The sequence below is a fragment of the Chitinophaga sp. 05T412 genome, assembly GCF_056396465.1.
The window spans coordinates 206,681-219,010 of record NZ_JBFTLN010000009.1; the positions used below are offsets into that span (position 1 = coordinate 206,681).

Below are 12,330 nucleotides of genomic sequence, written 5' to 3' on the forward strand. Positions count from 1 at the left end.
AAATTATTGACAATTACCTCCGCTAATGGTGACGATACTGTCTTGTATACTATAAGTTGATCCATTGAATGCACAGAGTATGGTAAGAATATCTTCCAGCGATGATTGATTTTTAAATGAGGTGGTAAACCTGCAATTCAACAATGCGGCCTGTTGAAAATTAATACGGATACCATATTGTTCCATCAGTACTTTGGCCGCTTCTTCATAGGTAACGTTATTAAATACGAGGTCTTCTTTCACCCAGTCTACTACAGGCGCCACATTAACCCCCTCCTCTTTCCGGTATTGCACCGCTAATTGGTCAACAGCTATTTGCTGATTAGATCCTATTTCTCCCAGTGTTTTACCATTGGCGGCGACCTGTACTTTTCCCTGTGTTACTGTTACGGTTATGGCGCTATCGCCTGGCAGCGCTTTGATATTAAATACGGTGCCCAATACAGTAGTAGCCACATTGCGGGTGTGTACAATAAAAGGCTGGCGGCTGTTGGCAGCAATGTCGAAATAGGCTTCGCCGCTGAGGTACACTTCGCGGGTATTTCCCGTAAAAACAGGTGGATACTTTAATTCACTTTGGGCATTGAGTAGTACCGCACTGCCATCCGACAGTTTGATAAAGCGTTTCTTCACCTTTCCGGTTTTGCCTGCCACAATGTTGGAGGTCACCGGTTTTCGGGGCTGCAGGAAATAAAAAGTGGCGCCTGCGCCTATCAGCAATATGGCTGCAGCGGCCGCCCAGCGACGAATAGGGAATATTTTCTTTCGGGTGGCCGTTGGTTGTTTGATCGTTTGCAACACCTGTTGGTACAGCACCTCATAGGCTGGCTGCATGCCAGCACTATCTGGCAGCTGATCCTCTTCTGTATCAAAGCTCTGATAGAACTTTTCAATAAGATAACGTTCCTCTTCTGTACACTGGCCATCCTGGTATTTTTGCAGGAGTTCGGCCAATTTTTCTCCGTTCATAAGGTGAATGTCTTTCTAACTAAACACATCAACCGCCAGTTACCGCCATTCGAATGGAAACTTTTTTTTGCGGCTGTCTGCCTACAGGCATTCGATTTCTCATTTTTTTTAAATACTTTTCCCCTGTGAACCTGTAATCCGGAGATGAATAATGCCTGACCTGACTGTAACATATGCCGACTTATCTGATGATCGCCTGCTGGCAGCGATGAAGCAGGATGATGAAACTGCTTTTAAAACACTGTATCAACGCTACATCGATGTAATGTACCGCACTGCCTATAAACGGCTACAGTCGATAGCTGCAGCCGATGATGCCGTACAGGAAGTATTTGTACGCTTTTATGAGCGCCGGCATTTACTGGATATCCGGCAGCCCATAAAGCCTTACCTGCTGGGCAGTTTAAAAAACCGTATCCTCAACGAATTTCGCAACCAGCTCATACATGCGGCGCACCATGCTAATATAGCCGCTACACAGGTCACCCACCAGGTGATACAACCGACCATAGACGGGAAAGCCCTGGAATGGCGTTTCCGGCAAACGCTGGCACAGATGCCGGATAAATGCCGGGAGGTTTTTGAACTCAGTCGTTTTGAACTACTCACTAATAAAGGCATTGCAGAGCGATTAGGCATCTCTGTTAATACCGTAGAAAAGCATATGGGCAAAGCGTTAGCCATCTTGCGAAAAGAATTTAATAGCCACGAGCTCCTTTTGTTAATATTATTTACGGGCTATAATTTCTTCGCCTGATTCATTATCTTTCTTTCCTATTGATACCTGTTGTACAGGACACCTATTTCTTGTTGTAAACCATTCCACGATTATGGAGCATTTTAACATTGCGCGCCGTCGTTTCCTGAAAGGCGCCACAGCCTCACTCGCATTGGCCGCTATTGGCGCCAGCGCACTCGATTTCATCAACCCGGACAAACCTTATCGCGTAGCGCTTATTGGTACCGGCTGGTACGGCAAAAGCGATTTATTTCGGCTCATACAGGTAGCACCCGTGCAGGTGGTGGCCTTATGTGATGTGGACAAGCAGATGCTACAGGCGGCGGGCGATATGGTCAGAAAGCGACAGACCTCCGGCGCCACGCCGAAGCTGTACACCGACTACCGTAAATTATTAGCCGAGAATGAGCTGGATATTGTATTGGTAGGCACACCGGATCATTGGCATGCCCTGCAAACCATTGCAGCCCTGCAGGCAGGTGCGCATGTGTATGTACAAAAGCCTATCAGTGTGGACGTAATAGAGGGAGAAGCCATGGTGGCCGCAGCCCGTAAATACAACCGGGTAGTGCAGGTAGGTACACAGCGAAAAAGCACCCCACATCTCATAGAAGCGAAAAAAAACATTGTGGATGCCGGACTATTGGGGAAGGTATCGCATGTAGAAATGTGCTGTTACTATCATATGCGAAATAACGGCAACCCGCCGGTACAGGCGGTACCGGAATACTTCGACTACGACATGTGGACCGGCCCGGCTCCGCTCCGTCCTTTTGATGGATTGCCACATGTCCGCTGGTGGCGCACTTTCATGGAATATGGCAATGGCATTATGGGCGATATGTGTATCCATATGTTCGACACCGTTCGGTGGATGCTGCAGCTGGGCTGGCCGAAACGCATCAGCTCCACCGGTGGTATTTACGTACAAAAAGAAGGCAAATCCAATATAACGGATACGCAGTCCGCCATTTTTGAATACGACAACCTCAACTGTGTATGGCAACACCGCACCTGGGGCACGCCGGCCGATCCCAAGTATCCGTGGGCGTTTAAGCTATACGGGGAGAAAGGCACGCTTGCTGCCAGCACCATGTCTTACGACTTTATACCCGAAGGCAATGGTACCCCTGTTCACCGGGATGTAGTATATGAAAAGGAAAAATACCCGGAAGACGTTACCGAGCCTGCTATTGAACTGAATGCAGCACCTGCTACCCGCCTGCACCTGCTTAATTTCCTGGGCGCCATTAAAAATGGTGGCAAGCCGGTGGCTGATATTGAAGAAGGCCATATCTCTACGGCCAGCTGTATTCTCGCCAATATCTCCCTGCAAACCGGCCGGCCGGTGGTATATGATCCGCATAAACGGATTATTACCGGTGATCCTGCTGCTACCGCCCTGTTACAACGCCCCTACCGCGGGCCCTGGGAGCATCCGCAGGTGTAAGGAATCACTGAGATAAGCGGCCATAAACTTATCATGAAATAATATATTTGATTATTATAAGTACACTTATTATATTTGCACTTATAAATAATTATTGACTTCAAAAACATACTTTATGTGGTCACAATCTCACACCATCGTTACAAAAGAAGCTACCAAAGAGCAAATGTGGAAACTGTTTGCGGACGTCAACAACTGGCATACCTGGGATAATGGCATTGAATATGCTAAATTGGATGGCCAGTTTGAACAGGGCAACTACTTCCTGCTGAAACCGAAAAATGGTCCGAAGGTAAAAATTCAGTTATGGGAAACAGTTCCTAACAAAAAGTTCGTGGACCTCACGCGTTTCCCATTGGCTAAAATGTACGGTGAGCACACGTTTGAAGAAACACCTGAAGGATTGAAATTAACGGTTACGATGAAGGTGTCAGGCGTGTTAGGATTTCTGTGGAAGAAAATAGTAGCACAGGATATTGTGAATCGTTTACCGGAAGAGATGGAAAACCAGGTGCGTGTAGCGAGCAAACTATAGTTATTTTTACCCGAAAAATAAGGGAAGATGAAAAAAGAAGATAATGCCTTTAGTACGCCCTCGGCTGAGGAAAGTCCTGGCTTTCTGCTATGGCAGGTAACCAGTTTATGGCAAAGAGAGATCCGGAAGGCCCTGGAAAAATATGACCTTACCCATTCCCAGTTCGTGCTGCTGGCCAGCATTATGTGGCTTACACAGCAGCACGAACCGGTGACGCAAATTCTGCTTTCCGCGCATTCCAAAATAGATCCAATGACCACGTCCACCGTGCTGCGCACCTTGCAAACAAAAGGATTGCTGGAAAGAAAGGAACATGCCACAGATACCCGCGCTAAAACAGTAGCGTTAACCGCAGCCGGAGAAAAGATTACACGGCAGGCGATCAAAGTGGTAGAACAATTTGACAAAGATTTCTTTGAACCACTGGGTACGAAAACAGGCGAGTTTAATCGTAAACTACGGATGCTGCTGGGGCAATGAGGTACGGCGGCGTTTAGTGGAGATGCTTCCGGATAACTGCTGTTAAAAGCAGTTCCGGAAATGTTTACTCCCTGATCACCTTTACCTGCGCCGGCGCTTTGATATCCGACTGTACTTTCCCATTAGCAAATCGTGTATGCTTTACCGTTACAATGCCATACGGCGTAGGGAACGTTCCCTCTGCAAACTGCAGATCTCCCAGGTGAGGCGACACCTTGATCACTTTACATCCGGGCGCAACAACGGTAATACCCAGCACATGTTCCGTGAGCCAGGGCGTGGGGCCGGAAGCCCAGCCATGGCAGAGGCTATGCCGGAATCCTTTGTAGCAGTAAGCACCATAATCGCCATGAATATCTTTTTGTCCGGGTTGTACAAGTGCATCAATGCGGGACGCATTGGGCAGCCAGTCCATATTAAAATCCTCCCAGAAAGTAGTAGCGCCCAGTTTCAACATGGCGCCCCAATAGGTACGGATATCGTTTAGCCCTCCCTGATAGTCGCCCGCTTTGGCCTTTGCCTGCAGCATATAGTAGCCGTAGAATGTAGAATAATCTTTTACGCCGCCCACCGATAAAATCTCTTTATTGATTTTTTCGGCAGGTACCAGTCCGGATAACGCAAGTAGCGCCGCGGCTTGTTTGGAGCCGTTGGCATCAGGAACATTTTTCTTCAAACGGGTAATAGCGGCTTCGCATTCCTTCACGGTAACGGCATCATTCAGTACTTTACTGAGTGATGCACCGGCATCCAACGTCATGATCATCATGGCTTGCAAACCGGCGTGTATGCCCGGTTTATTTTCGCTGGAAGGCCAGTCCAGAAAGCGGGTACCGTCCTGCAGATCTTCGCTGTTGTTCGCATCAATTTTACCACAGAGATGGTGCAGCAATCCCTTCAGATAGGCGGCCTGCTGTGTCAGATACGCCAGGTTACCGGTGTGTTGGTACCAGTCGCGCTGAATCAGCACCCACCACATAGAGTACGACACCATGCCATTCATATATTGCGGTAATGGCGTGATATCCCGCGACAAATCAAGACTGCGCGGCACTACTTCATTGTAGCCAAATACGGCGCTGATCGTAGACGTTTCGGGATGCATGTCGCCAATCCATACGAGGCGATCGCGCTTAATGCCATCCCACAGATAGTCCTGCATATTCAGGTGTACGGTATAAGCGCCGGTGAGCCATATTTGATTCAGCAATTCATCACTGCACTTAAACGAGCCCAGGTAAGGCAGGTCCCGATATACGAAGATGGCGCGTACTTCTTTGAGTTGCAGTGCTGCATTATCGTCCAGCAGGTCGATGCGTACGAAACGGAAACCCGTATTACCCACTTCCAGTTTACCCAGCCAGGGCACCTCTACCACCATATCTCTGACGGCGTGGTCATTGGTGGCGTTTTTACCGGGTTCAATATCACTCATGGCTTCACTCACCGATTCGCCGAATCGGATGCGGAGCTTGACTGGCTTCCCACTTTTATACATGCCGGTCACTATTTGTAAACCACCATGCAGCTCTTTACCAAAGTCAAACAACAGGCCAGGATGTACGGTAGTCGTGCTTTTCAAGACACACATATTTTGATTGGCCAGATCAGCTTGTCCGTTACCTGGTAGCAGGAAACGGGTGGCATTAGTAATATTGTCTGTTTGCCATATAATTTTTTCGGGAGATAAATACCTCCGCACGGTTGACGTAGATTGGACCGTGGCCATGCGGCTGCTGTCGAACACCGGCGGTAGCTGGGCCAGGGCAGGAACGCTTCCCAGCAGGATAACACTGAATTGTAACAGCCTTTTGTATATGCTCATGTGATGTAATGCTTGCGTGAATTAATATGACACCGCTATTAATTTTACCGGACCCAATAAGCCGGCCGATTGTAGGGTGGAATTCGGCGTATAGGGGTTTACGTTACTACATGTTGTACGTGCCTCTTTTGGTAGCTGACTATCGCCAATCAACCGGTTTACCCAGGTATTTACGACGGTGACAGTAAGCTTAGATGTTCACCTTCCCACTTTGATCGACAGCGGCCTTTTTCCGGAATAGCACAAAACCACTTTGACACGCTGCTAACGTTAACGGCACAACGGCATTCTTATCCGTCATGGTAAACTCAGGCAACTCACGGGTGACGCCGGTTACAGCGGTGGCGGCTAACAGCAGCCCCAACAACGTAGCCGATGATTTTGGCAGACTCCTCATGTAATTATTTTAAAATATCGTATAGTGTTCTCCGTTATACATAGCTTTCCCGCTGTTATTATTCATAACACGATATAAAACCTATCTCAAAATAGGAAATAGTATCAGTATAACTGTCCTGTACCTCCCTGTAAGAGCGGGTTATCGGGGTTCAGCATCCCCATACGGCCCATCCATTTCATCACGATTTGCATCCAGCCCTCAGCGGGTAGTTTCAGTACAAAGCCGTGGTCGCCTTCGGGATAGATATGCATTTCGGCCGGCACGTGCTGGTGGCGTAACGCCTGGTAAAACAGTAGTGTATTGTCGACGTCCACTACTTTGTCGTCGCCGGTGTGGAATAATATGGTAGGTGGTGTTTGTGGCGTTACCTGCCGGTCGTTGGAGTAATATTTAACAGTCAGTTCATCCGGACTTTCTCCCAGTAAGCGTTTGCGAGAACCGGGATGCGTAAGGTTCTTTTCCATGCTGATCACCGGATATACGAGGATCATAAAGTCGGGGCGCAGGTTAATTCCTGCATTGGCAGCCAGCACGGGGCGGTCAAAGTGAGTACCCACCGTAGATGCCAGGTGGCCACCGGCAGAAAAGCCCATGATGCCTACGCGGTTGCTATCGATGTTCCATTCTTTCACATGCGCCCGGATGAGTTTCATCGCCTCCTGTGCGTCCTGTAAGGGACCGCTACGCTTGTCTGTCATGATGTTATCAGATGGCAGGCGGTATTTAAGTACAAAGGCGGCGATGCCCTGTTTCACGAAGTATTCAGCGAAGTTTAATCCTTCTTTTTGCAGCACTACCCCTCCGTAAGCGCCACCCGGACAAATCAATACAGCCGTACCGGTAGCTTTCTCTTTTGCAGGTATAAATGCAGTGAGTGTAGGCACGCTGGTGCGCATCCGGTTGTTGTCCTTGTCGGTGATTTCTTCGTCTGGTGTAGCAATGCCACCAGGTGGCAAGCCAGGATATAAGGGCATCACGGTTTGTGCATAGGAAGCAAAGCTAACAAAGCAGCAAAAGATAATAATGAGGGCACGCATAATATGATTATTGGCAGTAAAAGTAATATAGTAAAAAGTCTATAAAGTTAAGTCATGCGTCACCGAATAATATTTTAATTCAATCAGGTTGTTGGGTAATGGCTGGCTATTCCAGGCAGCATGGATAGCGAGTGCTGCTCCCATGGCAGTAGCCTGCGCCATAGATGCAGCAAAGATTTCTATCTCTGGAAATAGTATTGCCAGCAAATTCATATAAATCACATTTTTACTGAATCCACCGTCCACGAATATACGTTTCACCGGCGCCCCGTTGAGCACTCTTTGTGTAGCGATATATTGTTMGTTGGCAATGTCCAGCATCAGTTGGTGATAGGCTTCGGTATCTGAAGAAAACGTGTGCAGTTCTCTTTGGCCGAATACGGACGCTTCGGATAACTGCGGGTCCGGGCGCTTCAGCAGGTGATCTTGTTTGTTGCGCTCTTTGAGTTGCCGGATAATACTCCCATCAAAAGTGATGTTGCGATAATGACCGGTATGTTGATTAAAATGTGCGGCGATCCGTTTTACCTGTTGTTCATGTTCATAACCGGCAAACAAGCGGGAAGCCTTCACGGGCTTGCCCTGGAAAGTGAGGTAGCATAAACAGTCGGCGGCCAGCTCCTCGTCGGTAAGCGGCGTTTCATTAAACGGATGTAAGCTGATGCACCAGGTACCCGTGGAAATCAATACAAAGGGTTCCTGGAAATTCAACAGGTATGGAATCAGTGCTGCAGAGCTATCATGCAAACCGGTGCCTACGGCATAGTTGTTCCCCGGAAAAGCAGCGGGCATCACGGCGGTAGACGATAAAAGAGGCGCCAGCTTTTCCAGCGCCCCCTCCTTTATTAACCACGTATGATAGCCTTGTTGTTGAAAGTCCCATAAATTGGTATGGCAGCCGATGCTGGTGATATCTGCACAGGCCACGCCCGACAGCAAATAGCTCATATACTGCGGCAAATGCAGCGCATACTTTACCTGCTGGTAAATGGCTGGCTGCGTGTATTTCAGCCGGTACAACTGCATCCCGGAATTGAGGCTGCCCAATACCGGCGAAGCGGTTTGCACCGAGAAATGCTTTTCTCCGCCGTAAGCCTGATAAAACTGCTCCCGTAAGGCAGCGGGATATTCTTTCAGGTAATTGTATAGCGGTGTTAATGGTCGTCCTTCTTCATCGATGTATACCAAACTGGCGCCATAAGTCGAAAAGTTAATCGCTTTGATCACGATATCTTTTCGGCGGAATACTTCTCTCAAAGAATCAAATACAGAGAGACGAAGGCTTTCCAGGTTTTCACAGGGCGCTCCATCTTCATCCACGGTTTCCGTAAAACGGGCGGTTCGTTCAAACACAAGCTGGTACTGCTCATCAAAAAGGAACAGTTTCTTGTTGGTTTTACCAACATCAAAGATGGCTATAACGGGAATTTCACTCATAACTACTTTTAAAATTACAGACCGGTGGCCATTACTTTATTACCTCTTTCCCGAATCAGTTGTTCTCTTATTTTTTCCGACCGGAATAATGTAAGTGGCTGTAAAGCGCCGCCAGCCTGCAGTCTTGCGGCTGCCACCAGTGGGCGTACATCCGTGCGAAAAGCTTGTTGCAGCACTTCCTGCGCCATTACCACATCGTTGTTTTGCTGGGCCGCATATAATTTTTTACGGTCTACCAGCAAGGCCTGCGCATAGCTGGTCATGATAGCTTCTACCGATTGCAGCAAGTCTTCCAGCGGGTCCTTCACATTATGCGACGCATCTATCATCCAGGCCAGATCGGTGTGGTGCGTCATGTTACGTGCATCCATGCCTTCCACCAGTTCATTGAAAATTAAAAACAGCTGGTATGGCTTGATACTACCTACGGTGAGGTCATCATCGCCAAATTTGGAATCGTTGAAATGGAAACCACCGAGTTTACCTTCCATGAGCAACAGCGACACAATCTGCTCGATGTTGGCATTGGGCAGGTGATGTCCCAGGTCTACGAGGGAATAAGCTTTAGGACCCAGCTTATTGGCGAATAGCAGCGACTGCCCCCAGTCGCCCACCGTGGTGGAATAGAAATTAGGCTCTGCGGCTTTATATTCCACAAAAATTTTCCAGTGGTCCGGCAGCGCAGCATAAATTTCGTGCAGGCTTTCCAGTGTGTTTTGAAATGCGTGCCGGAAATTCAGTTGTCCCGGAAAACAGGAGCCATCGGACAACCATACGGATAGCACATCCGAGCCTAACGCAACACCTAGTTCTATCACCGCAATATTATGTTCAATGGCTTGTTTGCGTACGTCTTTGTTCACATGCTGCAGGGAGCCAAACTTATAACTCAGTGCTTGTCCCGGCTGATCCTGGAAAGTGTTGGAGTTCATGGCATCGAAGCGCAATCCATGTTGTGCGGCCACGGCTTTGATATGCGCCGGATTATCCGGCACATCCCAGGGAATATGCAGAGAGATGGCGCCGCTGGACTGATTCAGCTGATGCAGTAATCCTACATCACCTATTTTTTCTTCCAGGCTGCGGGGCTCACCGCCGCCGGGGAAGCGCCCGAAGCGGGTGCCGCCTGTGCCGAGTGCCCAGCTGGGGATGGCTACCTGGAAGTCCATCAGTTGCTGCACGATGCCGGCAGCATTGGGGACTTCATCCGCCAGGTAGTTAAAAGCACGTTCATGTGCCGGCAACAATGCCTGGTTATGTTCATTTATTTTATAGGATGCTAATTGCATGAGGATCGTTTTTTTACGCCAATAAAATAGGGCTTTTATCTTACAAAAGCCATCGCTACGCCACCATCCACATTCAGTACGTTGCCGGTGGCTTTATTCAACAGTCCGCTTACAAATACGAAGCAGGCGTTGGCAATATCTTCGGGGACAATGATTTCGTTTAACAGGGTACGTTTGGCGTAGAATGCCGGTAGTTCTTCCACCTTCACACCATAGGCTTTGGCACGGCCTTCGGCCCAGGCGCCCGCCCATATTTTACTGTCGGAAATAACGGCATCGGGGTTCACCACGTTTACGCGTATACGATCTTTTCCCAGTTCTGCAGCATTCAGGCGGCTCAGGTGGAGTTGAGCAGCTTTAGCAGAGCCATAGGCCGCATTGTTGGGGCCAGACACGAGCGCATTTTTGCTGACAATATTCAATACATCACCACCGGTGCCTTGCTTACGGATAATGTCTACGCCGGTTTGCGTTACCAGGAATTGTCCTTTTACCAATACATCGTATAACAGGTCCCAGTCTTTTTCGGTGTGTTCTTCGAGTGGTTTTGAAATAGAGAGTCCTGCGCAGTTGACAATGATATCAACGCCACCAAAGGCCAGCACGGCGGTATTAAAGGTTTGATGAATCGACGCCGCATTTGTTACATCCAGCAGGTCTGCTGCGAATACATCTTTCCCAAATAATTTATTAAACTCTTCCGTGGCAGTAGCCAGGCGTTGTTCATCATTATCGTTGATCACTACTACGGCGCCTTCTTCTGCAAATTTTCTGGCAATGGCTTTACCGATACCGCCGGCGCTGCCTGTCACCAGTGCAATGCGGCCAGTCAGTGCTTTCGGCTTAGGCATACGTTGCAGCTTTGCTTCTTCCAGCAACCAGTATTCGATATTGAAAGCTTCCTGGCGGGGCAAAGAAGTATATTCCGAAATGGTCTCCGCACCTTTCATCACATTGATAGCATTGATATAAAACTCTGCCGCTACACGGGCGGTTTGTTTATCTTTCGCGAAAGTAAACATCCCTACGCCCGGATACAGGATCACTACGGGATTGGGATCGCGCATAGCTGGACTGTTCGGGTGTTTGCAGGTGTTGTAGTAATTCGCATACATTTCCCGGTAGGCATCAAAGAGCGGCGCCAGTCCGGCTTTCACCGCGGCTACGTCTTCCAGGGAAGCATCCGGGGCGAGGTTCAATACCAGCGGACTGATTTTAGTACGCAGGAAGTGATCCGGGCAACTGGTGCCCAGCGGTGCGAGGCGATCCAGGTCTTGTGAGTTGATAAATTCCAGTACGCGGGGGTCGTCTGTGAAGTGTCCCACCATTTTCTGCTGGGAAGAACAGTAACCGCGTAAAACCGGCGCCAAAGCAGCCGCCTGGACCTTGCGTACTTCCGGCGCCAATGAAGTGATTTTTGCGCCTCCAAATACCGGTTTTGTGCGGCCGGTATTTTCTTCGAGATAAGTGGCACAGCGTTCTATCACTTCCAGGGTATTGATATAGCTTTCGTAAGCGGTATCGCCCCAGGTGAACAGGCCATGAGATCCCAGCATAATGCCTCGGATACCGGGATTTTCATCGAGGCATTGTTTCAGTTGTAATCCCAGGTCGAAGCCGGGCTTCTGCCAGGGTACCCAACCGATGGTGCCGTTGAATAATTCCTGCGTGATTTTTTTCCCGTCTTTCGCGGCAGCAATTGCAATAGCGGCATCGGGGTGCAGGTGATCAATATGTTTGAAAGGGAGAAATCCGTGTAACGGGGTATCAATGGAAGGGGCTTTGGAACTGAGGTCGTAGATACAGTGATTAAACAACTCCACCATTTCATCTTCATGTGCTATGCCGCGGTAGATTTGCTGCAGGCTGCGGAGCCGGTCTACATATAGTGCGGCCAACCCATTTCTTTTCAGTGTACCGAGGTCGCCGCCAGAACCTTTTACCCACATCACTTCAACGGGTTCGCCTGTCAGCGGATCTTTGGCCATGGCTTTACAGGAAGTATTTCCGCCCCCATAATTGGTTAACCGCAGGTCAGCACCCAATAAATTGGAACGATAAATCAACAAAGCTACTTCATCGCCCGCCATACCAGCTGCTGTTGCTTCATCCCATAAATAACTGACATGCCTGAATGGCGTGGTAATTCTATCTAAAGACATACTATAT

At 48.7% G+C, this 12,330-nt stretch carries 11 protein-coding genes; 4 read left to right on the forward strand and 7 right to left on the reverse strand.

What is annotated here, in order from left to right; all coding sequences use genetic code 11:
* Positions 1 to 3: 3 nt before the first annotated feature.
* Positions 4 to 969 carry a FecR family protein gene (locus tag AC1DFM_RS20745; RefSeq protein WP_477078665.1) on the reverse strand — a complete coding sequence of 322 codons (966 nt, stop codon included), beginning with the start codon at positions 967 to 969 and terminating at the stop codon, positions 4 to 6.
* A 151-nt stretch (positions 970 to 1,120) separates the two neighbouring features.
* On the opposite strand from AC1DFM_RS20745, the gene AC1DFM_RS20750 reads away from it, so the two are divergent.
* The 4 genes from AC1DFM_RS20750 to AC1DFM_RS20765 all read left to right on the forward strand — a co-directional run bounded on the left by AC1DFM_RS20750 (position 1,121) and on the right by AC1DFM_RS20765 (position 4,173).
* The gene (locus tag AC1DFM_RS20750; RefSeq protein ID WP_477078666.1) at positions 1,121 to 1,726 is read left to right on the forward strand and encodes an RNA polymerase sigma-70 factor; all 606 of its coding nucleotides are present in this window, start codon (positions 1,121 to 1,123) and stop codon (positions 1,724 to 1,726) included.
* 73 nt (positions 1,727 to 1,799) lie between these two features.
* Positions 1,800 to 3,158, forward strand: coding sequence for a Gfo/Idh/MocA family protein (locus AC1DFM_RS20755; RefSeq protein WP_477078667.1), 1,359 nt, complete (start codon positions 1,800 to 1,802; stop codon positions 3,156 to 3,158).
* Positions 3,159 to 3,273: 115 nt separating this feature from the next.
* On the forward strand, positions 3,274 to 3,693 hold the full coding sequence (locus AC1DFM_RS20760) for an SRPBCC family protein (protein ID WP_477078668.1): 420 nt from the start codon (positions 3,274 to 3,276) through the stop codon (positions 3,691 to 3,693).
* 27 nt (positions 3,694 to 3,720) lie between these two features.
* The gene (locus AC1DFM_RS20765; RefSeq protein WP_477078669.1) at positions 3,721 to 4,173 is read left to right on the forward strand and encodes a MarR family winged helix-turn-helix transcriptional regulator; all 453 of its coding nucleotides are present in this window, start codon (positions 3,721 to 3,723) and stop codon (positions 4,171 to 4,173) included.
* 64 nt (positions 4,174 to 4,237) lie between these two features.
* On the opposite strand, the gene AC1DFM_RS20770 is transcribed toward AC1DFM_RS20765, so the two are convergent.
* The 6 genes from AC1DFM_RS20770 to AC1DFM_RS20795 form a co-directional block, all read right to left on the reverse strand.
* Positions 4,238 to 5,998, reverse strand: a complete 1,761-nt coding sequence (locus AC1DFM_RS20770; RefSeq protein WP_477078670.1) for an alpha-L-rhamnosidase-related protein — start codon at positions 5,996 to 5,998, stop codon at positions 4,238 to 4,240.
* A 190-nt stretch (positions 5,999 to 6,188) separates the two neighbouring features.
* Positions 6,189 to 6,395 (reverse strand): hypothetical protein, encoded by a 207-nt coding sequence (locus AC1DFM_RS20775; protein WP_477078671.1) that lies wholly within the window; start codon positions 6,393 to 6,395, stop codon positions 6,189 to 6,191.
* 104 nt (positions 6,396 to 6,499) lie between these two features.
* Entirely contained in the window at positions 6,500 to 7,435 is a 936-nt protein-coding gene (locus tag AC1DFM_RS20780; RefSeq protein WP_477078672.1) for an alpha/beta hydrolase, read from the reverse strand.
* A gap of 39 nt (positions 7,436 to 7,474) precedes the next feature.
* Positions 7,475 to 8,872, reverse strand: a complete 1,398-nt coding sequence (locus AC1DFM_RS20785; RefSeq protein ID WP_477078673.1) for an FGGY-family carbohydrate kinase — start codon at positions 8,870 to 8,872, stop codon at positions 7,475 to 7,477.
* A 14-nt stretch (positions 8,873 to 8,886) separates the two neighbouring features.
* A complete protein-coding gene (locus AC1DFM_RS20790) occupies positions 8,887 to 10,161 on the reverse strand; it encodes a sugar isomerase (RefSeq protein ID WP_477078674.1) in 1,275 nt (424 codons plus the stop codon).
* Positions 10,162 to 10,196: 35 nt separating this feature from the next.
* Positions 10,197 to 12,323 (reverse strand): bifunctional aldolase/short-chain dehydrogenase, encoded by a 2,127-nt coding sequence (locus AC1DFM_RS20795; RefSeq protein ID WP_477078675.1) that lies wholly within the window; start codon positions 12,321 to 12,323, stop codon positions 10,197 to 10,199.
* Positions 12,324 to 12,330: the final 7 nt, after the last annotated feature.

Bases quoted from the DNA above. Each gene is read 5' to 3' on its own strand.
- AC1DFM_RS20745 (WP_477078665.1), bottom strand. From the start codon at position 969: ATGAACGGAGAAAAATTGGCCGAACTCCTGCAAAAATACCAGGATGGC.
- AC1DFM_RS20750 (WP_477078666.1), top strand. From the start codon at position 1,121: ATGCCTGACCTGACTGTAACATATGCCGACTTATCTGATGATCGCCTG.
- AC1DFM_RS20755 (WP_477078667.1), top strand. From the start codon at position 1,800: ATGGAGCATTTTAACATTGCGCGCCGTCGTTTCCTGAAAGGCGCCACA.
- AC1DFM_RS20760 (WP_477078668.1), top strand. From the start codon at position 3,274: ATGTGGTCACAATCTCACACCATCGTTACAAAAGAAGCTACCAAAGAG.
- AC1DFM_RS20765 (WP_477078669.1), top strand. From the start codon at position 3,721: ATGAAAAAAGAAGATAATGCCTTTAGTACGCCCTCGGCTGAGGAAAGT.
- AC1DFM_RS20770 (WP_477078670.1), bottom strand. From the start codon at position 5,998: ATGAGCATATACAAAAGGCTGTTACAATTCAGTGTTATCCTGCTGGGA.
- AC1DFM_RS20775 (WP_477078671.1), bottom strand. From the start codon at position 6,395: ATGAGGAGTCTGCCAAAATCATCGGCTACGTTGTTGGGGCTGCTGTTA.
- AC1DFM_RS20780 (WP_477078672.1), bottom strand. From the start codon at position 7,435: ATGCGTGCCCTCATTATTATCTTTTGCTGCTTTGTTAGCTTTGCTTCC.
- AC1DFM_RS20790 (WP_477078674.1), bottom strand. From the start codon at position 10,161: ATGCAATTAGCATCCTATAAAATAAATGAACATAACCAGGCATTGTTG.
- AC1DFM_RS20795 (WP_477078675.1), bottom strand. From the start codon at position 12,323: ATGTCTTTAGATAGAATTACCACGCCATTCAGGCATGTCAGTTATTTA.